Source organism: Mycetocola sp. CAN_C7 (genome assembly GCF_015752285.1).
Lineage (GTDB): Bacteria > Actinomycetota > Actinomycetes > Actinomycetales > Microbacteriaceae > Mycetocola_A.
In genome coordinates this window covers 61,825-85,232 of record NZ_JADOUY010000007.1, presented here as the reverse complement: position 1 = coordinate 85,232, position 23,408 = coordinate 61,825, and the positions used below count along the sequence as shown (strand labels likewise).

At 65.0% G+C, this 23,408-nt stretch carries 20 protein-coding genes and 1 tRNA gene; 12 read left to right on the top strand and 9 right to left on the bottom strand.

Annotated elements, in window-relative coordinates:
* Positions 1-7 precede the first annotated feature (7 nt).
* Both IWX78_RS14660 and IWX78_RS14655 read left to right on the top strand, forming a co-directional pair.
* Entirely contained in the window at positions 8-1,414 is a 1,407-nt protein-coding gene (locus IWX78_RS14660) for a glycoside hydrolase family 32 protein (protein ID WP_334684763.1), read from the top strand.
* A gap of 25 nt (positions 1,415-1,439) precedes the next feature.
* A complete protein-coding gene (locus tag IWX78_RS14655) occupies positions 1,440-2,345 on the top strand; it encodes a carbohydrate kinase family protein (protein WP_196834374.1) in 906 nt (301 codons plus the stop codon).
* Here the strand turns inward: IWX78_RS14655 and IWX78_RS14650 are convergent, their stop codons facing one another.
* Genes IWX78_RS14650 through IWX78_RS14635 form a run of 4 tightly spaced genes read right to left on the bottom strand, consistent with a single transcriptional unit; the run spans position 2,346 to position 5,911 of the window.
* Positions 2,346-2,576, bottom strand: coding sequence for a hypothetical protein (locus IWX78_RS14650; protein WP_196834373.1), 231 nt, complete (start codon positions 2,574-2,576; stop codon positions 2,346-2,348).
* A 7-nt stretch (positions 2,577-2,583) separates the two neighbouring features.
* Positions 2,584-3,324: an alpha/beta fold hydrolase gene (locus IWX78_RS14645; RefSeq protein WP_196834372.1), complete on the bottom strand. Its 741-nt coding sequence runs from the start codon at positions 3,322-3,324 to the stop codon at positions 2,584-2,586.
* Complete coding sequence (locus IWX78_RS14640; protein ID WP_196834371.1) at positions 3,321-4,829, bottom strand: serine hydrolase domain-containing protein; 1,509 nt, start codon at positions 4,827-4,829, stop codon at positions 3,321-3,323. Before IWX78_RS14640 ends, IWX78_RS14645 begins: the two co-directional genes overlap by 4 nt.
* Before the next feature lie 8 nt (positions 4,830-4,837).
* Entirely contained in the window at positions 4,838-5,911 is a 1,074-nt protein-coding gene (locus IWX78_RS14635; protein WP_196834370.1) for an alpha/beta fold hydrolase, read from the bottom strand.
* Positions 5,912-6,142: 231 nt separating this feature from the next.
* Here IWX78_RS14635 and IWX78_RS14630 point away from each other — a divergent pair, with 231 nt between their 5' ends.
* Positions 6,143-7,102 (top strand): GlxA family transcriptional regulator, encoded by a 960-nt coding sequence (locus IWX78_RS14630; RefSeq protein WP_196834369.1) that lies wholly within the window; start codon positions 6,143-6,145, stop codon positions 7,100-7,102.
* A gap of 60 nt (positions 7,103-7,162) precedes the next feature.
* Here IWX78_RS14630 and IWX78_RS14625 read toward each other — a convergent pair whose 3' ends face one another.
* Together IWX78_RS14625 and IWX78_RS14620 are read right to left on the bottom strand one after the other, a co-directional pair.
* Positions 7,163-7,966, bottom strand: coding sequence for a maleylpyruvate isomerase family mycothiol-dependent enzyme (locus IWX78_RS14625; protein WP_334684767.1), 804 nt, complete (start codon positions 7,964-7,966; stop codon positions 7,163-7,165).
* A 155-nt stretch (positions 7,967-8,121) separates the two neighbouring features.
* Entirely contained in the window at positions 8,122-8,712 is a 591-nt protein-coding gene (locus tag IWX78_RS14620) for a TetR family transcriptional regulator (protein ID WP_196834367.1), read from the bottom strand.
* Positions 8,713-8,784: 72 nt separating this feature from the next.
* On the opposite strand from IWX78_RS14620, the gene IWX78_RS14615 reads away from it, so the two are divergent.
* Positions 8,785-9,582 carry an SDR family NAD(P)-dependent oxidoreductase gene (locus IWX78_RS14615; RefSeq protein WP_196834366.1) on the top strand — a complete coding sequence of 266 codons (798 nt, stop codon included), beginning with the start codon at positions 8,785-8,787 and terminating at the stop codon, positions 9,580-9,582.
* Positions 9,583-9,629: 47 nt separating this feature from the next.
* Here IWX78_RS14615 and IWX78_RS14610 read toward each other — a convergent pair whose 3' ends face one another.
* Complete coding sequence (locus IWX78_RS14610; protein WP_196834365.1) at positions 9,630-12,449, bottom strand: Kelch repeat-containing protein; 2,820 nt, start codon at positions 12,447-12,449, stop codon at positions 9,630-9,632.
* A gap of 319 nt (positions 12,450-12,768) precedes the next feature.
* Between IWX78_RS14610 and IWX78_RS14605 the strand changes: the two genes are divergently transcribed.
* Positions 12,769-13,431: a M23 family metallopeptidase gene (locus tag IWX78_RS14605; RefSeq protein WP_196834364.1), complete on the top strand. Its 663-nt coding sequence runs from the start codon at positions 12,769-12,771 to the stop codon at positions 13,429-13,431.
* A gap of 66 nt (positions 13,432-13,497) precedes the next feature.
* Here the strand turns inward: IWX78_RS14605 and treS are convergent, their stop codons facing one another.
* Positions 13,498-15,750 carry a maltose alpha-D-glucosyltransferase gene (gene treS / locus IWX78_RS14600; RefSeq protein WP_196834363.1) on the bottom strand — a complete coding sequence of 751 codons (2,253 nt, stop codon included), beginning with the start codon at positions 15,748-15,750 and terminating at the stop codon, positions 13,498-13,500.
* A 327-nt stretch (positions 15,751-16,077) separates the two neighbouring features.
* On the opposite strand from treS, the gene IWX78_RS14595 reads away from it, so the two are divergent.
* Genes IWX78_RS14595 through IWX78_RS14585 form a run of 3 tightly spaced genes read left to right on the top strand, consistent with a single transcriptional unit; the run spans position 16,078 to position 18,583 of the window.
* Positions 16,078-16,440 (top strand): response regulator, encoded by a 363-nt coding sequence (locus IWX78_RS14595; RefSeq protein WP_196834362.1) that lies wholly within the window; start codon positions 16,078-16,080, stop codon positions 16,438-16,440.
* Positions 16,437-16,838 (top strand): response regulator transcription factor, encoded by a 402-nt coding sequence (locus IWX78_RS14590; protein ID WP_334684762.1) that lies wholly within the window; start codon positions 16,437-16,439, stop codon positions 16,836-16,838. The genes IWX78_RS14595 and IWX78_RS14590 overlap by 4 nt, the downstream gene beginning before the upstream one ends.
* Positions 16,835-18,583 (top strand): sensor histidine kinase, encoded by a 1,749-nt coding sequence (locus IWX78_RS14585; protein WP_196834360.1) that lies wholly within the window; start codon positions 16,835-16,837, stop codon positions 18,581-18,583. Before IWX78_RS14590 ends, IWX78_RS14585 begins: the two co-directional genes overlap by 4 nt.
* 10 nt (positions 18,584-18,593) lie before the next feature.
* Here IWX78_RS14585 and IWX78_RS14580 read toward each other — a convergent pair whose 3' ends face one another.
* A complete protein-coding gene (locus IWX78_RS14580) occupies positions 18,594-19,232 on the bottom strand; it encodes an MBL fold metallo-hydrolase (protein ID WP_196834359.1) in 639 nt (212 codons plus the stop codon).
* Between the two features lie 76 nt (positions 19,233-19,308).
* On the opposite strand from IWX78_RS14580, the gene IWX78_RS14575 reads away from it, so the two are divergent.
* From IWX78_RS14575 to IWX78_RS14560, 4 genes are all read left to right on the top strand, one after another.
* Positions 19,309-20,220 carry a diacylglycerol/lipid kinase family protein gene (locus IWX78_RS14575; RefSeq protein WP_334684761.1) on the top strand — a complete coding sequence of 304 codons (912 nt, stop codon included), beginning with the start codon at positions 19,309-19,311 and terminating at the stop codon, positions 20,218-20,220.
* A 41-nt stretch (positions 20,221-20,261) separates the two neighbouring features.
* Positions 20,262-20,334, top strand: a tRNA-Glu gene (locus IWX78_RS14570).
* A gap of 243 nt (positions 20,335-20,577) precedes the next feature.
* A complete protein-coding gene (locus IWX78_RS14565) occupies positions 20,578-22,206 on the top strand; it encodes an ABC transporter substrate-binding protein (protein WP_196834358.1) in 1,629 nt (542 codons plus the stop codon).
* A 110-nt stretch (positions 22,207-22,316) separates the two neighbouring features.
* Positions 22,317-23,408, top strand: coding sequence for an ABC transporter permease (locus IWX78_RS14560; RefSeq protein WP_196834405.1), 1,092 nt, complete (start codon positions 22,317-22,319; stop codon positions 23,406-23,408).

Genomic DNA, 23,408 nt, shown 5'->3' with positions numbered 1-23,408 from the left:
GTTCTCTGTGACCGCGCCCCGCCCCGACGCCACGATCGTCGCCTCCCAGCCCACCAGCACACCGGCACGTCCGGCAGCACACTTCACCGCTGCCACCTCGTGGCTCAACGATCCCAACGGGCTCCTCTACCACGACGGTATCTACCACCTCTTCTTCCAGACCAACCCGCACGCGAACGTCTGGGGCAACCTGTCCTGGGGTCACGCCACCTCCACCGACCTGGTCACCTGGACCGAGCATGACATCGCCATCGCGTACACCGCCGAGGAAATGGTGTTCTCCGGCAGCGCCGTCGCTGACGTCACCAACTCCGCCGGTTTCGCCGGGCCGGGCGAATGCGCTCTCGTCGCTGTTTACACCAGCGCCAAACCGCCTCGAGACGGTCACCCAGGTTCTCAGGCCCAGTCCCTGGCTTACAGCGTGGACGGCGGCGCGACCTGGACCCGCTACGCCGGGAACCCCGTTCTCGACATCGGTTCGGACGAGTTCCGCGACCCGAAGGTGTTCTGGTACGGCCGTGACGACGGGCACTGGGTCATGGTCGCCGTCGAGGCCGTCGCCCGCCAGGTCGTCGTCTACACCTCAAGCAACCTCCGCGACTGGAGCCTGCAATCGCGCTTCGGACCCGCGCACGCCGTCGGCGGCGTCTGGGAATGTCCCGACCTGTTCCCGCTCCGCATCGTTGGCACCAACGAGACCCGATGGGTGCTCGTTGTCAGCCTGAACCCGGGCGGCATCGCTGGGGGTTCGGGTGCCCAGTACTTCGTCGGTGACTTCGACGGTGCGACGTTCACAGCCGAACGTCTCATCGATTCCACTGACCTCGAAGACTACGACTGGCTGGACTATGGCCGCGATTATTACGCACCGGTCTCCTTCAACGACGCCCCGGATGGCCGCCGTCTCATGATCGGCTGGGCCAGCAACTGGCAGTATGCCGGGCACACGCCGACCCACCCCTGGCGATCCGCCATGTCGCTGGTCCGTGAGATCGAACTCGTCCGTAACGCCGGCGGCCGGCTCCGCGTTCGACAGCAACCGGTACTGCCGGTCGGCACTGTCGGCGTAGAGGTGTTCGACGTGACTGTTCCCTGCGGGCGAAGCGACAGGACTGCCGTGGTCCTGAGCGGCGAAGCCGCCTCTGACCGCGTCGTTCTCACAATCGACGGCGACGACAGGAGCATCACGTTCGACCGAACACAGAGCGGCGACGTTACCTTCCACCCGGATTTCCCATCCGTGGACTGGGCGCCGCTGCCTGCGGAATACGCCGGCGAGATCGATATTCGCGTCGTCGTCGATGCTTCGATCGTCGAGGTCTACGCTGCCGGCGGCCTCGTGACCTTCACCGAGCAGGTCTATCCTTCATCTCCTCTCACGCAGCTGCGTGTCGAGCGCCTCGACGCGCCGTAGCGAACGGATCAGAAGGGAGAAGGAGATGAGCGACGACATCACCCCGGTCGCGGCGACTGACGTGCTCGTTGTGGGGGAGACGATCATCGATATCGTCGAACGCGATGGCATCCGGACCGAATACGTCGGCGGATCACCGGCGAACGTTGCGCTGGCCCTCGGACGGCTCGGCCACCCGGTGAGGCTGGTGACCCACATCGGCGGTGACGACCGCGGTCGTCGTGCTCGGGCGCATCTCGCTGCCTCGAACGTGGATGTCATTTCGAGCGTCAGCGGTCGGACACCGACGGCTCTCGCGCACATACAGGCAGACGGTTCTGCGCACTACACCTTCGACATCGCCTGGGACCCTGTGACGCCCGAACTCGAGGTAGCCGCCCACGTGCACATCGGTTCCATCGCCGCATTTCTCTCCCCAGGAGCCGAGAAGGTCAGCCAACTCCTCGGATCGCTCCCGGGCGGGGTCACAAGCAGCTTCGACCCGAACATCCGCCCGACGATTATCGGTGCCCAGAGGGACGTTCTCGAGCAGTTCGAGGCGTTGGCCTCCGGCACGGATGTCGTGAAGCTGAGTGACGAGGATGCGCAGTGGCTTTACCCGACCGTGCCTTCCGCGCAAATGGTGGACCGGCTCTTCGATCTCGGCATACGACTGGCCGTTGTCACCCGCGGAGACGATGGGCTGTTTCTCGCCTCCCGAGACGCCGCCGTCGACGTGCCGGCAGCACGCGTGACGGTCGCCGACACCATCGGTTCAGGGGACTCAGCCATGGGAGCGATCATCGACGGCGTGCAGCGGGAAAATCTTGAAAACCTCTCCACAGGTGCGCTGCGGCGAATCGGGACGTGGGCGGCGACGGTCGCGGGCGTCACAACTTCTCGTCCGGGAGCGGACCCGCCGTGGCTGGAAGAGCTTGCGAGCTCGTCCTGATCAGCTGGGACTTCGCGATGGCCGTTCTGTTGTTCGCCCGCTCGTGATCCTGGTGGCGGCGACACGTTCGGTTTGCGGCGCGGCGAATGCGCTCTGCTCCAGTGCGCGGCGCGTCGCTCCGAATGCGATGATTTGAGCGATGAGCTCTTTGTGGCGCACGTGCCGGGCGAGGATTACGTATCCAGTGATCGCGGCGATGAGGGTGACGGACAGCACCAGGCGGGGGATCATGAGGCTGCTACTCGACGTCACGAAGCACGCGCAGCACGGCATCTGCGGCGATCTGCGGTTGGTCACGATGCACGTAGTGGCCGGCATCCTGCACTTCGGACACGACTCCAGCGGGAGCTAGTCGGGCGAAGTCGGCCTGGCCTTCGATCCAGGCGTCCTCGATGTCGGCGTCCCACATCCGCTGCTCATGGTAGACGTCGGAGTCGTGCCGGAGGATCTCGAAGGGAATGTCCGGCCAGGTGGTGACTCTGTCGACCTCGCGTGAGCTGACGGCCCCGTCCCAGCTGGGGTGGAACTGGGTGAGGTCATATCGATAGGCGAAGGATGAGACGGTCGGGTCGAACAGGACCACGCCTGCGACGTCCTCCGGGTGCTGCCCGACGAAGAGGCGCACGGTGAGTCCTGCGATGCTGTGCCCGACGAGGACGACCGGCTTCGCGATGCCGGCGGCTGCAAGTGTCGCGTTGAGGGACGCTGAGGCTACGCCCGCCGTCATCGGAGCGGTCCCGGTGGATTCACCGACGCCGGGGTAGTCCCATGCGCAGGTCCGGACCGCCGGCCCGAGGGTTTCTCTGAACGGTCCCCAGGTTGTGGAGTCGTCGCCCATGCCCGCCAGGAGGACGACCGTCGTGGTGCCGTCGCCCTGGCAGTCCAGGTGCGCCTGACCTCCCATGACCGGGTAGGTGTTGGTTGCGCACCCGGCGAGGGTCAGCGCGAGAAGGCCGGATGTCAGAAGTGCTTTCTTCATGAGCCTGCCCGTCGTGTACCGGCGCGGACGACCACGGCCGCGACAGCGAGGACCGCCGCCACCAGCACCGTGTTCGCTTCCGTCGGCAGGAGCGCCAGGTACTCCTGTCGTTCGGGCCAGGCGAGGAAGACAACTAAGCCACCGATCGCCAGCGCAGTGACGAGACCACGCATGACAAGACCTCGGGATACTGTCGACCCGACGTGCCAGAGCCATCGTCTTCGCCCGCGGGATGCCTGGACGGTGGTGACGACGAGCATGACGGTTCCGCCGAGAGATATCAGGGCGGCCAGGACAATCATGATCGTGCTCAGCTCGTCCAGAGCTGCATGGGAAACGTCGGTGGTGAAGGTGTCCGAGAGCCCCAGCCACTGGGTCCAGGATCGGAGCGTCAGCCCGGTCGTCTCGGTATCGCTGTTGGTGAGAATGACGATGCCCTCGCCCAATTCGGGAATTATGACCATATTGGTGATCCAACCGGTGTTGTGGCCGTTGTTTCCCGTCGTCGTGAAACCGTGATCCAGGTGACCGTGCAGGTGGCCGAAGCTGACCATTGATCCATCCGGCGCCTCCTGGGGAGCCAACATCGTGTGGACCGACTCGCTCGTGAGCACCCCACGCCCGACCGGCTCCCCGTCGGGACCGGGCATGGTGGCGGCCACAAGAAGAGCCAGGTCGTTGGCTGTCGAGTAGAGCCCGCCCGCGGCCTGTTCGGTCAACCGGTAGTGGGGGAGAGATTCACCCCCGGGGTAGTGGCCGGTTGCCTGATGGGAGACCCTGTCAGGGTCGAACGTGCTGTTGGTCATCCCGAGCGGGTCGAGGATGGCCTCCTGCATGTAGTCGGAGAATCGCTGGCCGGTCACTTCTTCGATCATCAGTTGCAGCAGGGTGTAGCCCGCATTGGCGTAGTTGAATTGCTGACCGGGTTCCATGTCGACGCGCAGGCTCTGCCCGCCGCCGTTGTTTCCGTCGAGGGACTCTTCAATGCTGGGCAGGGGCTGGTCGACGGGCAGGGGGTAGCCGTCCACCCGGTTGAGTCCCGCGGTGTGGTTGAGCACGCGGGCGACCGTCACTCCGCTCGAATCGTATGCCGACGGCGGAAACGCCCACCTCGTGAGATACGTCTCGATCGGCTCGTCCAATGACACTTGTCCGGTTTCCACCAGGTGCATCACCCCCCACGCCGTCAGCGATTTGGAGATGGATGCCACCTGGAAGACGGTGTCGGCATCCACGTCGGCTCCGTCCTCGACCGAGGCGACACCATATCCGCCGGACCACTGCAGCTCGCCGTCGCGAACGACAGCCAGAGCGACGCCGGGTACCTCATAGGCGGCCATGAACAGCGGCTGGTCGCGATCGAGCCGGTCGGTCAACGATGCGAGTTCGGGCGGTTGCGCTGGCTCAGGTTCGAGTGTGATGGGGCCGGCGAGGGCGCTCGATGTCACGACGGCGACCACGACCACCCCGACAAATCGTCTTGCGGTGGCAGTGTTGATGGGCATGAGTGCTCCTAGCTCCCCGGTGTCAGGATGGTCGACGCAGCACGCGGTGTAGACGGCTCCTGGGATGCGGCATTCTCCAGAAGGAAGTCTGTGATCTTCTCAGCCATGACCCTGGATTGGGACCAGTGCAGGTAGTGGGGGCCCTCGAGTTCGACAATCTCGGAGTGGCTCACGTTCTGAAGTTGGTTCTCGTGCAGCTCGAGCCAGTGGGGAATGGTGGCCACGCTTTCGCTGGCAAGGAAGTTCAAAACAGGGAGGTCGTCAGGGTAGGTCATGCCGTAAAGGAATGCGGCGTTGCTGCCCATTCGAGCGGTTTCGTCGGCGACCGCCGCGTTGCCGTAATTCCAGCTCGTCATTCGGCGCATGCGTTCTAATTCGGCTGGGGTGAAGTCGTCGCTTGACGGTTCAGCCAGGCTGGGAGCGATGGAAACGACGGTTCGAACCAAACCGATCGTGGCGAGTACCTTCTCGAAGTTGATGCTTCCGCCAGGCGAGGATGCCGCGCCGGAATTGGCGGCGGGCACGGTGGGATCGATGCCGATCACTGCGGATACTTCGCTCGGGTACCGGTTCGCGTAGTCCAGTGTGTAGAAGCCGGCGATCGAGTATCCCGCCAGAACGTATGGTTTTCCGAGGTCGAGCGAGGACAGGGCATCGTGGAGCTCAGTGCTGATGTTCTTCACCGTCCGTTCGCGTACGCTCGTCTCGCTGTAGCCGTACCCGAAACCCTCGACGACGATGACGTCGTACGAGCTCAGCTCTCGGATCAGGGGCGCGAAGTCCAGCGCGGGCGCGATGGTGCCCAGACCGCTGAGCAGCACAAGCGGTTGTGCGCCTTCGGTGCCGGCACGGTACACGTTGACCGCGCCACCGGCGACCTTCACGAGATCGCCGTATCGGGCAATGCTCGACCTCTCCTGATGCTCCAGGAACGAGTTGGCCGCGGTGGATGCCAGTGTGATTCCCAGCGCAGTGGCAGCGATGACGCCGGTGATTCGAAGTGTGCGCCGGAATCGCTTTTCCGATATTCGCTGCGTTTCAGGGCTCGTGGTGCTCGATTGCTGACGACTGACTCGTGACATGGGGAGGTTTCCAGACTGGGGGATGTTCGGATGACGTAAGGGTTCGTTGAAACGCGGGCTGTTCGCCCGGATGACGGGACCGACGATGGAGGAAACTTTTGGAGGACGCGGGGTCCCATTTCGTCACACTGGGGATATATTCACCGTAGGGTTCGACATCCGTACCCCCTAGGACACGTCGTTGACGATCTCGGCCACCCCGCGCCCCAGCAACCTCGCCAAGGGGGCACCGTGCCCGAGCACGACATCGTGATCGTCGCGTTTCCGTTCGGCCAGATACTCGACGTCAGTGGCCCGATGGAGGTCTTTTCCACCGCATCCCGGTTTCTCCCGATCCCCCCGTATCGCACACAGGTGGTCAGCGCCAAGGGTGGAGCGGTGCGCTCCACGAGCGGCATGGAGTTTCTGACCACGGCTATTGCCGATGTGGTCGGTCCCATCGACACGCTTGTGGTCGCTGGGGGGCGTGACATTCACGACGCGAGCGATGACGAGCACCTCGTGCGCCACATCGGTCGGCTCGCAGCCGGTTCACGCAGGGTCACCTCGGTGTGTTCCGGAGCGTTCCTCCTCGCCGCCGCCGGGCTCCTCGACGGAAGACGCGCCACCACGCACTGGGCTGACTGCGTGTTACTTGCCAGCGACTATCCGCTCGTCGCCGTCGAACCCGACGCCATCTACGTTCACGACGATAACGTGTGGACCTCGGCCGGCGTCACGGCCGGCATCGACCTCGCCCTTGCCCTGGTGGCCGACGACCACGGTCGGCGGGCTGCTGTGGACGTGGCGCGACAACTGGTTGTCTACCTTCGGCGATCGGGCGGGCAGGCACAGTTCTCGGCGGTGCTTGCGGCGCAGTCCAGCGACTACGAGCCCGTGCGTGACGTGCTCACGTGGCTCACTGACAATCTCACTGCGGACCTGTCGATTCCCGCCCTCGCGCTGCGCGCCAATTTGTCCGATCGCCAGTTCAGCCGGGTGTTCAAAGCCGAGGTCGGTATCACACCGGCGGAGCACGTCGAAGCGGTACGGATGGAGGCCGCTTGCCGGCTCCTTGAAACGACCACCAAGTCGATGGAGCAAATTGCGACAGCTTGCGGATTCGGTGTCCCGGAAACAATGAACCGCGCATTCAGACGACGGCTGAACACCACTCCGGGTGAGCATCGTCACCACTTCGGCGCGGCCTAGACAGCCCTGAGGCGCTCCGGGCACGCCGCAGTCGCCCGATCAACCAACCGGTCAGTAATGCTAGATGACGTTGACGGCATCGAGGTAACGCGAGGCGAGTTCGGCGTCCCCTGTGATGTCGACGTCCGCATCGCGCCAGGCCGAGCGCTGTGTTCCCCAGTCGGGGAATGTGATGGCGGGGGCGGTGATGCGGGCGGCTGGTGCCCGGTTGCCGGGCACCGCGAGGCCGTCGGTGTCGACCCACCAGCTGCCACCGCCTGGGCCGGTGAGGGTGAGGATCAGGCCGGCGTCGAGCCCGGATACGGGGGACTGTGCGGTCTGGTTGTTGAGAACCGCGGTCATCCAGGCGAGCACGGCGCGCATCCGGTCCGCATCGGTCGATGGCGTCTTCTTGCCGAGTGCGGGCGACATGTCGTGGCGGCGGTGGGTGTGGAGGTCGAAAATGAGGGCACCGCCCACGAGCAGAGCCATCGGGTACGTCCCGAGTTCGTTGAGTTTCATGGGCACCGCGCGTAGCGGGGTGTGTCGCACGACGGCGAGCATGCGGGCTGCGGTGCGGGTGGCGGTCTCGAACTCTGCCAGCACCTGCGCTCGGCTCCAACCGCGGCGCCCCCGAACGGGTCCCTCGTTGACGACCTCGAGGCTCGGCTGGCAGGCGGCGTGGATGCCCGCGGGACTGTACATGTTGTGGGCGGTGGATCCAATGTGGCCGACCACGTCGGCGATGCTCCACCCGGCCGCTCTGCTGGGTGCGTTCCATTGCATCGGGGTGAGCGAGTTCGCGAAGTCGAGCATCACCGTGCTCTCGGCGCGGAATGCGTCGTGGAGGTTCTTGAGGTCGGGTTTGGGGAGGCGGTTGGCCAGGGTCGCTCTGCTTGCGTGGGATTCTCGTGAAGATCGTGCGGTTCTCCGATGGAGCTCGAGGGTGCGGAGGCAGGTCGCAGGCTACGGGCAGTGCGGGGTGCGTTGACCGCGAGGCGGTGAGCGGAATGTCGGCAACGGGGTGGCCCGTTGCAGCGTCAGTTCGAGGTGCGGATGGCTGCCACCGCCGCGTCATAAAGATCGAACAGCGGGGTCGAACCCCGCTGTCGCAACCACTCCTCGGTTGCCGCCTGCAGACAGGTGATGGCCGACCCGACGATTGACCTGGCTTGGAGGCCGCGCGTGTCAGAGGTGGGGAGGCGCGGTTCGATCAGCGGAGCGAGCAGGTCGGTCCATCGCGCCTGTTTCTCGGCGTGGCCGGCCCGCAGGGAATCGTTGTCGAACAACAGTGAAACGATCTCGAGCCGGTTCTCACGGCTGGCCTCGATCTCGTCGAGCATCTCGAAGGCGCGGCGCAGCGACACCCAGACGTCTTCATCTGCCGGGCGGGCTGCCAAACGCTCCGCAATGACTTCGCCTTGCTCGGAGAGGCCGCTGAGTGCCAGATCCTCTTTGGTGCGGAAGTAGTTGAACAAGGTGCGGCGTGAGACTCCGGCAGCTATGGCGACCTCGTCGACGGTCGTCTCGTCGAATCCCTTCTCGGCAAACAACTTCATCGCGGTCTGTGCGAGAAGGGTGCGTACGACGGCTCGGGTCTGCAATCGGAGAGAAGACGAGGAGTTTGCCATGCACTCAAGGTACAGCAGTGCAACGCAGGAGACAATTTGCACGCAGTGCAGTGATGTGCATAGAGTGTGGGCATGAATAACATCGACTTCACCACACAGACCGTCATCGTCACCGGAGCCAGTTCCGGCTTGGGCGCTGAGTTCGCCCGCCAGCTCGCAGCCCGCGGCGCCAACCTCGTTCTTGTCGCCCGACGCGAAGACCGACTGAAGGCCCTCGCGGAAGAACTCACCCGCCGCGACGGCGTAACCGTCACAACCATCGCCCGCGGACTTGACCGGCCGGATGCCGGGCGCGCCCTCCGCGCCGAACTCGAGTCACGCGGAATCTTCGCCACCGGCCTCGTCAACAACGCAGGCTTCGGCACCCACAATCTCTTTGGGGCGGAAGACCCCGAACGGCTGCAGCAGCTCATCACGCTGAACATCGGCGCGCTCGTCGACCTCAGCCACGCATACTTCGACATTTTCGCGAAGCAGAAGACCAGCATTCTGATCAATGTCGCGAGTCTGCTCGGCTTCATGCCGACCCCGTACCTCAGCGTGTACGGCGCATCGAAGGCGTTCGTGCTGAGCTTCACCGAGTCGCTCTGGGAGGAGGCCCGCGGAACCGGCCTCCGCGTGCTGGCTATTTCTCCCGGAGCCATGAAGACGGAGTTCTTCGACGCCGCCGGCAGCCAGGCCGCCGACTACGGTGCCCGTCGTGCCCGCCCCGAGGACGTCGTGAAGACCGCCATCGACACCGTCGAGAAGCGTTCGCACCGTCCCTCGGTGATCACCAATGGCCGCCCGCTAGCCCTCGCGGCGCGCTTCCTGCCGCGTAGCGCGATCGTGCGTTTCATGGGCGTCACCATCCGCCGCGGCAACCGCTGAAATCGAGTCGGACCCAATCTGACGGACCTGCTTCCAGGATGTCGGTCCTATCGCGCGGTGTACGTCTCCACGGCGGACGAAGCGGAGAAGCCGGCCTGCACGCCACCGCCTGCCACCGTGATTCTGTTTCCGGTGAGGATCGGGAAGATGCCGTGCCTGGCGGTCAGCATCGGGGTTCCGATGCGCCAGGTGTTCGTCGCCGGATTGTAGATGTCGACTCGGGAGTAGACATTCCGATTGGTGGCACCGGCCCCGTTCTGCGTCTCGCCGCCCATCACGTACATCTCACCGCCGAAGAACACCGACTTTCCCATCCCGCCACGAGCCTGAGGGAGTGCTGCGAGCCCTGATCCGGCCGTGGCGCTGGAGCGCCACGCGTTTGTCGCCGGGTCGTAGACCTGCAGGGTGTTGAAGCCGTTTGCCACCGTGTTGCCGTCGCCGCTACCGGAGCCGCGACCGCCGGCCACGAAGAGCCGGGAGCCGTCGGTGCTGGATGCGGCGTGGTTGCGACCCTGCGGCATCGCGGCCAGCTCCGCCCACGTGTTGGTCGCGGGGTCGTAGCTCGCCGTGCGATTCGTCGTGACCGACCCGATGATGCCGCCCGCCACATAGACGCGCCCACCGATGAGGGCGGACGAACTGGATCCGGCGGCGAACGGCATGTCCCGCCCTAGAGTCCAGGCGTTCGTCGCGGGATCGTAGACCTGCACCTTGCCCGCTCCGGATCCCAGACCGCCGAGGAGGTAGAGCTTGCCGTTGACGACCTCGGCGGCGTGGTGGTGACCGACGAACGGACGGATGGGCAGATTGGTGCGCCACACGCCGGTCGCCAGGTCAAGCGCGAGGGTCGCGTTGCTGCTCTCGCCGACGAGGTAAAGCGAAGACCCGATGCGCCCCCCGGCGACCTCGCCGAGCGCGACGGGCATCGAGGGACCGGTCTCCCAGCGCGCGGCGAAGCGCCCCGCATAAGTGCTCGTTGCGAGGCTGCCCCCTGTGAGGTAGACCACGCCGTTGATGAGTCCGGCTACTGCGGTCTTGCGGCCTCCCGGAAGCGAGGGAAGCTTCGACCAGGTGTTGCTGTCGGGTGAGTAGACCGTCACATCGCTGCTCGCCGTGTTGCCCGGGTTGGTGCCGCCGAGCACGAGGATCTGTCCGTCGCGCACCACGCTCACGATATGGCTGCGAGCCTTGGGCAGGCTCGCCACTTTGGTCCAGGCATTTGTGGCCGGATCGAACCGATGGACGTCCGACTGCAGGCCGGTGTTCTCGTTTTCGTTGTGCTGCCCGCCGATCGCGTAGACCTTGCCGGCGACGGTCGCTCCAGCGAGGTGATTGCGCGGATTGGGCAAGGGTGCGCGAGCGCCCCAGGTTGTTCCGTTGTCGAGGTTCAGTACCCAGTGGTCCGGCTGGTCCGGGTCGGCCGTCGAACCGGCGACGCGGCTGGTGCCGCCGAAGAAGTGCAATTCGCGCCCGACGATCGCTGCGGCGCCAGCGCCCCGTGGCGCAGGCAACAGTGGTCCGCGCGTGTAGGTACGACTGACAGTGTTGTATTTCCACACGCTTCGGGTTGACGGCCCTGGGTGGTTGTCGACGTACCCGCCGACGAGCCAGACGGTGCTGCCGTCGGCGACGACGGCTGAGTGTGTCAGCTCCTCCGGCAAATCAGGGAGCTGCGACCAGGTATTCGCGGCCGGGTCGTAGACGTCGCTCCTGGCTGTGGTGGTGGTACCGGTGTAAAACCCTCCGAACACGTAGAGTTTGCCGGCCACAACGGCTCCCTGACCCTCAGAGCGCGCGATCGGTGACTGCGCGCGCGTGTCCCAGGTGAACGGGGTGGGATCGCCGGCCGGGGGCGCAGGCGGCGGCGGGGGAGGCGTAGTGCCGCCGGAGGGTGAAACCACGGTGATCGCCGCGACCGATGGCTGGTTGATTTTCGCTGTGAACGCGATGTCGAGCTTGCCGTCCGAGACGGGGACCGAGAACGAGCGGGTCGTGGCCGTCATCGCGCCCACCGTAGCGAAGATGTCGAAGTCGACCAGCTCGGTGGCGCCCCCTTCGAAGTTCACGCTGAAGACTCGCTTGCCTGCGCCACCGGGACCGCCCCCGGTCGCCCCGTGGTAGATCTCGGCGAAGTGGAGCGTTACGGTGTGCGTTCCGGAGGCGCTGACCGGGATCGAATAACTGAACCCGCCGAGATTCTGGGTCGCGCTGCGCTCGTTGAGGTAGATCGCGTCGTCGGTGGTTCCCGCGATGGCCGTCACAGCGGGGTTGGAGTACGACTTGCCGCCGGAGAAGTTCGCGTCCGCTGCCCAGGTCGAACCGCCCGTGGTGACCGCGCCGCCACCGGTATTCCAGCGCAGCGCCGCCGCCGGCATGGGTGGCGGTTCCGCGATGTTGTTGATCGTGAATGTCGTCTCCCCGGTGAGTACGTCCCCATCGGTGTAGGTCACCCGAGTGGAGATCGTGTGGGAGCCCTCGCTGATTTTCGTCGTATCGAACGAGTTTGCGGTGGTCGCGGTGCCGCCCGCGAAGTCGTAGGGGGCCACGCGCTCGACCTGGCGCGGTCCGCCGGTCATCGACGAGTTGTTCAGCCAGAACTCGACGACGCTGACGCCGGCCTGTTCCGGGAAGAACGGGTAGATCGAGCCCTTGACCGCCGCGCCGCTGAGAGAGGCCGCTCCTGAGCGGTTGGCCGTGGAACTCACGAGCAGCGACGGCAGATCGCCCTCGTGCGCAGCGACCGGTTGGGGCGCGGCCACGACAAGGGTCGCTGCGACGGCGACTGCAGCGAAAAGGGCGACGATGCGCCGTCGGGCTCCTTGCCCGTCGGCGTGGATGGGCAGTGTATGGAACGGAGCTGGCGACATCGACGTCTCCTCAGGTTCGGGTACCCGCGACCTCGCACGGACCGTCTAGGGACACGGCTGGCGAAGCGTGGCTCGCACGTTACTCCCTACCCGGGCGCGAGCGCGAGGGGGTCTCCACGATTGGCGTCCAGTGCTGCACTTTCATCCCGAGTGCTGCAGATAGAACTGCAGCACTCGGCTGACCCACCCGCATGGCCCAGTACCCCGCGAACGAGGCGTCGCCAGAGTCGTGCTGCAGGTGCGAGACTGTGTACCGGACTGTGGGGATCCGCGGTCGCTGACGTTTTTCCCGATCCGCATCGACCGACAGGAATTCCCCATGACCGATCCGCTCTTCCGATCGACGTTCGGGATCCGGGGTCGTCTGAGTCGGGGGCGTTCGGTGGCACCGCGCGCGGCACGGCCGAAGCGCACACTCCGGGCGACAGCCGTGCTCCTCCTCGCCGTCCCTGCGCTCGTCGGAGCCGCAGCGCTTCCCGCTCACGCGATCGCACCGACAGCGCTCCCCGGGGCAGTTCCCGCCGCTGTCAGCACCGACGGAAACTACATGCACGACGCAAACGCCCAGTGGCTCCGTCCCGTTCCCGGACGGGTGACGTCGAAGTTCGGGCCTCGGCCGATCATCTGCAACCCGGCCGGATGCTCGTCGACGATCCACGAGGGGATCGACTTCGGTTCACCGTGCGGCACAGCGATCAAAGCCGTCTCACCCGGGGTGGTGACCTTCTCCGGTGACGGAGGTGCATTCGGGCAGCGGGTCATCGTCGACCACGGGGCCGGCGTCTCATCCGTCTACGGTCACGCTCAGGTCGGCTCGCTCAAGATGAAGGTCGGCCAGCAGGTCAAGGCGGGCACCGTGGTCGCCAACGTCGGAGCAACCGGCGTCGCCACGGGCTGCCACCTCGACCTCAAGATCCGGGTCGGCGGCGTCTTCGTGGATCCGGCGCCGTGGATGGCGTTCCGCGGGGTCACGCTGTACTGACCCAGGCGGTCGGCCGAACGAACGGATCTGATCCGCCGGCCGGATGGTCCGGCCGGCGAATCACGGTCAGTCGTCGCTGTCGTCTGCTGAGCCAGAGGCATCCTCTTCTGCATCTCCGATGAGGAGGCAGAGTCCGGCGTACGGTTCGAGATGAACCGAGAAGCTCTCCAGGTCGTCGACGCGCCCGATCTCGAGACCGGACTCGGCGTCGATGACCGGTCGGCGAGCGATCAACGATGAGGAACGCACAGTTCCTTCGATCGATTCACCGGTGAAGTTCAGCACCGTGACCTGGATCTGGGCGTCGTCGAGCGTGGTGTCTCCACCGTCGAGACGGTGGACCATCACGAGCATGCCCGGGTGCGCCACATCGGGAATGTCGAGCTGGCTGCCCACATCGATGCCGAGCGCCGAGCGGATCGACAGGATACGAGACACCGAGGTGGCGAATGAGCCCTCGTCGGCGAGCTGCGTCGGCAGCGATCCGTAGAGCGATCGCCCGCGCGGCATTCCCGAGCTCGACACCGTGGCGTCGGGGTCGACGTCCATGAGGTCGTGGGCACCGCGGTGCACCCAGCGGGTGTCTCCCTCGGCGATGAGGTCCTGGACCTCGGCCGCCGGGAGCGGGAGCATGCCGAGAAGATCCCACGCGGAGAGAGCGAAGACGCCCGGCTGCCACGCGTTGAACATGACGAGAAGCAGGTGAGCGCGCCGGATCGAGTCGACGTGGTCCTCGGTGATCGCATCCAGGGTGGTGTGCCCCTGCGTGGCCGCGATGACGGATGCCGTCGTGCAGGCGATGCCGTTCGTCGTGAACACGAGGTTGTAGTCCGCAGCTTCTCCTGTGAGCGTCTCGAGCAGGTCGCCCCGGATGGTCTCGGCCAGTTGCGCTCCCGTCATCTCCTGCTCGCGGAACGGGTACAGGTCCGCACGGTGCAGCGTCGCCCAGTGAACGAGTTCGTAGGTGAGCTCGTCATGGTTCTGCATGGCGTGGACGAGTCCTACCGGGTCGACGCCGGTTGTGAGCGAGGTGCGGAGCGTCAGGCGCAGGAACTCGGTGTCGCCGACCGCCAGCGCGTGCTGGTAGGCCGGACGGTTGATGAAGTCATACGACAGGTCGGCACCGACACGGCCGGTGTCGCGGATGTCTTCCATCGTGAGATTCAGCTCCTGGAACGAGAAGCCACCGACCTTGCGCACCATTCCGGCGATGAGGTGGTTGGCCGCTTCGGAGAGCGGATGCCCCTCCGACCAGGCGGGCGAACCTTCGATGCTCTTCTCGACACCGAGGAAGCCGTTCGCGTCGAGACGCAGGGCGCTCGACCCGAGGTCGCCCAGGGAGTGCAGGGCATCGCCGATGACGAGCCGCATCCCGGCGAATGTCGGGTCCAGCCAGTTGATCGACGGCTGTCCCTGCTTGAAGTAATGCAGGTAGACCCAGCGGCGCGTCCTGCCGTCTGCTCCGAGCACCGGAGCTGTGACGCTCCAGTTGGTCTCCTTGGTACCGGGGGAGTAGAAGATGACCCGCTGCAGCTGGCCGATGATGTAGCCGAGATCCGCGAGGCGGGCTTCCGTCGACACGTCAAGGTTGACGGAGTCGCGCCCGTCGGGAACGGGAGGCAGTTCATGCCAGTCCTCTTCGGGAATCTCGACCATATGGTAGATACCCGGGTAATCCTTGTAGCCCATCTCAGCCAGACGGAAGTCTGCGCCCTTGCCGGTGTGGCCGGGGACGATATCGTCGATGACGCTGCCGCCGTGCTGGTCTGCGACATCGGAGAGCTGCCGGAACTCGTCTTCGGAGCCGAACGCCGGATCGATCTGCGTGCTGATCCTGTCGAAGTGGCCGTCGACGCTGGCGGTGCTGGCCCAGCCGGTGATGCCACCAGCTTGCTTCACCGGCCCGGTGTGCACGGCCGTGATGCCGATTTTCTCGAAAGCCTCCCACAGCGCGTCGTCACCGAGCGCTGCGAGGTAGGACTGGCCACCGGTGATCAGCGAGATGGGGTACGCAGTGAACCAGACGGATGACACCCGGATGGCTCGGCGAGCGTCCGGTCGGGCGTACGGGTTCCGCCACATGCTCGGCTGACCGGACAATCCACGGCCAAGAACCTCGGCATCTCGCAGCATGGACTGGCGGGTGAGCCATTCCACATAGGACGGGTTCGACGCGTCAGCGGATCGCGGGTCGGAGAACGACCGGCGGATGCTGCTCGCTCGCATGTTGGAGCGCGGACGCAGACGTTTCGGTCTGGCCGGATAGAGATCCTCGTCGTAAGTGATCTCGATCGGCTCGATCTCCGGTTCGTCAGTCATCGTGTGGTGTTCCTCTGGTCCGGGGCGTACGGAGCGGCGGTCGACCGTCCCGCGGTTCCGAGTATGCCTGCTATCTGCGCTAATCGGTAACGGAGCGCCGCCTGTGGTGTCGAAGCCGCCCGTGGTGTAACGGCCGCATCCCCGTACCGTGCCGGTTATGCGAGTCGGATATTGTTGTGTCCTGTGCGTGATCAGTTGTGACTCGTACCTCACGACACGCCGGAACGCCCGAGGCGCTGTGGCTCAGTGGGACCCGAGTCCGAACCTGAAAGGTCACTCCATGGCCGCCCCATCCGCTGTCACCCCGGTGCCCGGAGCGCTGCTTCGATGACGGGATCGCCGCTCGTCCTGGTTGTCGAGGACAACGCCGACCAGCGTGACCTGCTTCGACTGAATTTCGAGCGAGCCGGATGCGTCGTCGTGGTCGCCGAGTCGGCGGAGGTGGCAACGCTCGCGTATCGCGCGCACGCCCCGGCACTCGCCGTCGTCGACCTGTTCCTGCCGGGCATGGACGGGCAGGCCTTCGTCGATCAGCTCAGGAGCGAACAACCGGACTGCGCCATCGTGGTGACGAGCGTGCTCGACCCGACGGAGTACCCCGAGTCCGACGGTGCGCTTCCCAAACCGTTCACCCGCGCGCAGGTCGAAGCGGTCCTCGAAGAATGTCTGCCGAGCTGGAGGACGATGTGACCTCACCGACCAGGCTCCCCCGGGTGGTCATCGCCGACGACGACGCTGACATGCGGATGCTCGTCGGTATCGCCGTACGCAAGGCCGGTTGTGAACTGGCTGCCGTGGCATCCGATGGTGAAGAGGCATGGCGGGCGATCACCGAGCAGCATCCTGACCTCATCGTGCTTGACGTCTCGATGCCCGGCATGAGTGGGTTGGAGGTCTGCCGGCTGGTCAAGAACGATCCGACCCTCTCGGACATCCCCGTCCTGCTGCTTTCCGCCGGGGTCAGCGGCCCGTCCCGTGATGCGGGAGTCGCGGCAGGTGCAGACGACTTCATGCCGAAACCATTCAGTCCTCGGCTACTCGCCGAGAAGATCATCACCCTCTCCGCCGGACGGAATCGGGCGGAGTGAAATCGCTTTTCGCGAAGATCGGCGCGTTGATCAGCGTCAATCAGCCGAGCCCGCTGCTCAAGCACGTTCCGACGGTCATCGCACTCGTCGTCGCTGTACTGGTCACGCTCTTCGAGCAGAACGTGCCGGTGACGCAGCCCGTCGCGTTCGTCGGTTCGATCCTCGTCGGCACCTTCTCCGTCGTGCTGGCGTATGCGTTCGGCCGTCGACCGGTGTCGCGGGAGTGGGCAACAGCGGTTCCCCTCGCGGCGCTCTTGGCCATCGCCCTGCTTCGGGTGGGTACCGGGGGAGCGTCGTCGCTGTTCTCCTCGCTCATCATTCTGCCGGTGATCTGGATCGCCGCCGAGGAGGGACGGCGGTGGATTGCCGTTGCCGGCCTGGGCACGGCCGTGGCAGTCATGATGCCGTTCATGATGCTCGGTGAGGTGCCCGATAGTCAGACCGAGTGGGTGCGCGGGATCATCGCGCCATTCGTCTTCACCGTCGTCGCTGCGGTCATCAACGAGATGTCGCGACAGAACCGTGTCCAGTTCGCATCCATCCACGCTCTGGCAGAGGAACGCGAGAGAAGCCTTACCGATGCTCATGAACAGTCCGACCGACTGCACCTGTCTGGCCTCGAACTCCGCAAGGCGAACGAACTCTCCGGCAGCGTGCTCGATGCGGTCACCGTCCAGGCGATCATCGGGACCGACCTGCGCGGGATGATCACCGTGTGGAACCCCGGCGCCGCTGCCATGCTCGGGCGTTCCGCCGACGACACGATCGGGCGCACATCGATCCTCGATCTTCATCGGGAGGACGAGCTTGAGTCGCGTTCGCGGGAACTCAACTACCCTCCGGGTGCGACCGTCCTCAATCCCGGCTTCTCTGCGCTGGTGGAGTCCGCACGACTCGGGATCGGCGAGATCCACGACTGGACCTACCGCCGCAGCGACGGATCCGAGTTTCCGGTCGAGGTAGCGGTCACCCCTCGCATCGACACCACCGGAGCATCCACCGGTTACATCTTCGTCGCAACCGACATCACCGACTCCGTCGAAGTCTCCCGGTTGAAAGACGAATTCGTCGGGCTGGTGTCCCACGAACTTCGGACGCCGCTCAGCTCGATCCTCGGCTATCTCGAGCTGATGAAGGACGAAGACGGGGCGCCGCTTTCTGCCACGCAGCAGCTCTACCTCGGCGTCGCCGAACGGAACGCTCACCGCTTGCTCGGTCTGGTCGGCGATCTGCTGTTCACGGCGCAGGCAGGGTCAGGCGGATTCCCGCTCACCGTGGGCGACGTAGCCGCGGGGGAGCTCGTCACGAGCGCTGTCGATTCGGCACGCCCGATGGCCGAGGCTGCGGGAGTTCGCCTCACCGCTCAGGGTGCATCGAGTCCACTGGTGATCAGTGGTGATCGAGGTCGGCTGGGGCAGGCCGTCGACAATCTGGTGTCGAACGCGATCAAATTCACGCCACGGGGCGGCACCGTGAGGGTCGGTCTCGTCGAGCCTTCCGGGCGGGGACCGCTGGAGATCACCATCAGCGACACCGGGATCGGCATACCGGCCGCCGAGCTGGATCAGCTGTTCACCCGGTTCTTCCGGGCGACGACGGCAACCGCCAACGCGGTACCCGGTGTCGGGCTCGGACTCGTCATCACCAAAGCCATCGTGCAGGCGCACGGAGGAGAACTGGATGTCGCGAGCGTCGAAGGAGACGGGACCGTGTTCACGATGCGGCTGCCATCGACGCCCGCGTGACGTCGCCGGTCTAGATGTCGAGCGTGTCGCCGGGAGCGAGAGGATAGAACTCGCCGTCGTTCTGCTCCGTCGCCCACGTGATCCGGGCGTTTGCCATCTCTTTTCCTGCCTTCGAGAGGGTCATCTCGTGTGTCGGGAAGCTCCGCTTCGGTTTCACGGCGAGCACGTAATCCATGACGTCGCCGATCTTCAACCAGGGTGCGCCGGCCGGAACCGCGTGGACGTCGACGGCGACCCCGACCGGAACCGTGTACGAGTCGCCGCCGTAGTAGACAGAACCATTGACGAGAACGCCCACATTGTCGACGACCGGGATGGTCTCGTGAATCACGGCGTGCTTCTCGCCGAAGAACTCGAGGGTGAACGGACCGACGTCGACCACGTCGCCCGCCTTGACCACCCGAACCGGAACAGTTCCCGCCGCAGCGGCCACGCCAGCAGGGCCGAAGATCTGGGCATCAGGGTTCTTGCCGAGAATGCGGTCGAGCTGTTCGGGAGTCCAGTGGTCGGGATGCTCATGGGTGATCACGATTGCGACGGTCTGTGCGGCTTCGGTGATCGCCGTTGTGAACGAACCGGGGTCGATGAAGAGTTTCCGTCCGTTTTCTTCGAGGATCAGGGCGGCGTGTTCCAGCTTGGTCAGTCTCATGCTGACGAGCTAACCCCGTGCGCCGGTCGCTTTCAAGGCGACGCGCAGGCCTTGACAGCGGTGCCATACTTCACTGGTGAAATCGAGCCGTCACATCGCTGTGGCCATCAATCCGACCGCGTCGTTCGGCCGTACCCGTGACGTCGGACCGACCGTGGTCTCCGCCCTCTCGGCCGCCGGATTTCGCGTCACGGTGCTTCAGGCGGTCAACGCTGAACTGCTGCGCGCCGGCATCGCCCGAGCGATCGACGACAGCATCGAGGCCCTCATCGTCGTCGGAGGAGACGGGATGGTCAGCCTGGGAGTCAACGTCATCGGCGACAGCGGGGTCGTTCTGGGCATCGTCCCGAGCGGAACGGGCAACGACACCGCCCGCGGGCTCGGTATCCCGACCGACGACACCACCTCGGCCATCCGGATGCTCCTGCACGCCCTGGCACGCCCCGCTCGGAGTATCGACGTCGGCCTGATCAGCCACGGGGTCGTCCAGACCCGGTTCACCGGCGTGGTCTCGGCCGGCTTCGACGCCCTCGTCAACGATCGGGCGAACTCCTGGCATTGGCCGCGCGGCAAGAGCCGGTATACGTTCGCGCTGCTCCGTGAACTCGTGTCGCTCGCCCCGCGCAGATACGAATTGACGATAGACGGCCGCCCCCTCAGTATCGACGCCGTTCTCGTCTCGGTAGCGAACAACGTGTCGATCGGCGGGGGCATGAGAATCGCGCCGGACGCGCACATCGACGACGGCGTGCTCGACCTGTTCACCGTCGCTCCACTCAGCCGGTTGCGGCTGCTCCGCTTCTTTCCGAAAGTATTCTCTGGCACGCATACCGAGCTCGACGTGGTGTCTTTTTCATCGCTCAGACGCATCAGGATCGACGCCCCAGGGGTGGTCGCGTACGCCGACGGGGAGCGGATCGGGGCGCTTCCGATCGAGGTCGAAATTCTGCCGGGAGCGCTCCTCGTTCTCGGCCCTGAGCCAATTTGATCGGCGCCGATTCGTGTGCCATACTCGAACACGTTGTTTCCGGCCCCATCGTTTAGCGGCCTAGGACGTCGCCCTCTCACGGCGGTAACACGGGTTCAAATCCCGTTGGGGTCACAACACACCCGGCTCCCTTGAAAAAGGGAGCCGGGATTTTTTGTTTCCGCCCATCGCGCCGCACTGCGTCGCAGTATCTGCGCCGTATTGTTGCGAATGTGTAAATCCCGCGCCATCAGACGCGAAGAGCCACACATGCTGCATCGTCCTGTGCTAGTAAGAGAACACACCAAGCACTGCGGCGCGGCAGGACACTGTCTTCTCGCGCCCTCTGTCCGCACATTCACAGAAGGGGAGACGGATATGGCATCCGCATCCACCAACGGCAGGCGCATCGCAACGGTCACAGCAGCATTCGCTGTCACCACCCTCGCGATCTCCGGCTGCGCAGGCACCTCGGGCAACAACTCATCAGGCGAAGGCGCGTCGTCGATCACCATCGGTACCACCGACAAGGTCACGACTCTCGACCCGGCAGGCTCGTACGACAACGGCTCGTTCGCCGTCATGAACCAGGTGTTCCCGTTCCTCATGAACACGCCGTACGGCAGCCCGGACGTCGAGCCCGACATCGCCGAGACGGCCGAGTTCACGGCGCCGACCGAGTACACCGTCACTCTCAAGGAGGGGCTGACGTGGGCAAACGGCAACGAACTCACCTCGAGCGACGTGAAGTTCTCGTTCGACCGCCAGCTGGCGATCGCCGACGAGAACGGTCCATCCTCCCTGCTCTACAACCTCGACAGTGTCGACACCCCTGACGACACCACCGTGGTGTTCAACCTCAAGCAGGAGAACGACCAGGTCTTCGCCCAGATCCTGTCGAGCCCTGCGGGCCCCATCGTCGATGAAGAGGTCTTCGCAGCAGACGCACTCACCCCAGACGATGAGATCGTCGACGGTGAAGCATTCGCCGGCCAGTACACGATCGCGAGTTACGACTTCAACAACCTGATCTCGTACAAGGCGAACCCCGACTACGAGGGTCTTCTTGGTGCCGCCGAGACCGAGACGGTCAACGTGAAGTACTACGCCGAGTCGTCGAACCTCAAGCTCGCCGTGCAGGAGGGCGACATCGATGTGGCATTCCGCAGCCTCAGCGCTACGGACATCGCCGACCTCGAGGGCAACGATGACGTGACGGTCCACCAGGGCCCTGGTGGAGAGATCCGCTACATCGTCTTCAACTTCAACACGCAGCCGTTCGGCGCGACGACCGCTGAGGCCGACCCGGCCAAGGCCCTCGCCGTCCGTCAGGCGGTCGCAGACCTCATCGACCGCGAGGAGATCGCAGACGAGGTCTACAAGGGCACATACACCCCGCTCTACTCGTTCATGCCTGAAGGCCTGACCGGCGCCACCACGGTGCTGAAGGACCTGTACGGCGACGGCAGCGGAGCGCCCTCCGAAGAGAAGGCAGCGGAGCGGCTCGAAGCCGCCGGCATCACCGAGCCCGTCGAACTGAACCTGCAGTACTCGAACGACCACTACGGTCCGTCGTCTGGCGACGAGTACGCGCTCATCAAGTCGCAGCTCGAGGCATCCGGACTGTTCACGGTCAACCTGCAGACCACCGAGTGGGTTCAGTACTCGAAGGATCGCTCGAGCGACGTCTACCCGGCGTACCAGCTGGGTTGGTTCCCGGACTACTCCGACGGTGACAACTACCTGACACCGTTCTTCCTCATCGAGAACTTCCTGGCGAACCACTACGCCAACCAGGAAGTCAACGACCTGATCCTCGAGCAGGCATCGACTGTCGACCCCGATGAGCGCGCGAGCGTGTTCGAAGAGATCCAGGCGAAGGTTGCCGAGGACCTCTCGACGGTGCCGTACCTCCAGGGATCTCAGGTCGCCGTTGCCGGAGCAGACGTCGACGGGGTTACCCTCGATGCGTCGTTCAAGTTCCGTTACGCACCCCTGAGCAAGTAAGCAACCCGGTCGGAGAACCTCTCCGACTCCCCGTGCAGGGTGACCGGCTGTGGCCGGTCGCCCTGCACACACCTTTGTGATTGGCAGGTTGACCGCTGAGTTCCCTCACCATCCCGGCGTCGAACGGGAAATCAACGCCCGCACGGACGCCAGCGCCCCCGCGTACCCGGAAGGCTTCAGGCGGAAGTCTCTGGCGTTATCTCGTCATCCGGTTCCTGCTCATCATCCCCACTGTCTTCATCCTGGTCACGCTCGTCTTCATCCTGATGCGCACGACCGGTGACCCGATCACTGCAGCACTCGGCGATCGTCTGACCGCCGACCAGCTCGCCGAGCGTGTCGCGGCGGCCGGCTACGACCGGCCCATCTTCGTTCAGTACGTGGAATACGTCGGGCAGATCTTCTCCGGTGATTTCGGCACCACCCTGAGCGACAACCGCCCGGTCATCGAAGTGCTCTTCACCTACGGTGCGGCGACGCTCGAGCTCGCCTTCTACGCGCTCATCGTCGCTTTCATCGTCGGAATCCCGCTCGGCATGATCGCCGCGTACTTCCGTGACAAGACCCCGGATGCCATCCTGCGCATCCTCGCGATCCTCTTCTACGCGACGCCCGTGTTCTTCGCCGGAATGCTGCTCAAGCTCGTGTTCTCGGTGTGGCTGAAGGTGCTCCCCGTCTCGGGGCGCGGCACGACCAGCACCGAACTCGAGATGCAGCTGCTCGAGGGCAAGACCGGCATCTACCTCTGGGACGCCCTCCGGATCGGCGACCCGGGAATCCTCGGCGATGTTCTCGCGCACGCCGTCCTTCCCGGTCTCACCCTCGGTCTGCTTACCGCAGGCATCTTCCTCCGTCTGGTCCGGACCAACGTCATCGGGACGCTCTCCACCGACTATGTGGATGCCGGCCGCTCGCGAGGTGTCAGCGAATACCGTCTCGTCACCAAGCACGCCTACCGCCCCGCACTCATCCCGATCATCACGGTCATCGGCCTTCAGATCGCCCTCCTCCTCGGAGGTGCCGTGCTGACCGAGACCACCTTCGAATGGAAGGGACTCGGCTTCCAGCTCGCCGAGTACCTGCAGGCACGAGATTTCGTGGCCGTTCAGGGCATCGTCGTTCTTCTCGCCGTGATCGTCGCCCTGACCAACTTCATCGTCGACGTGATCGCGGCGCTCATCGACCCGCGAGTGAGGTACTGA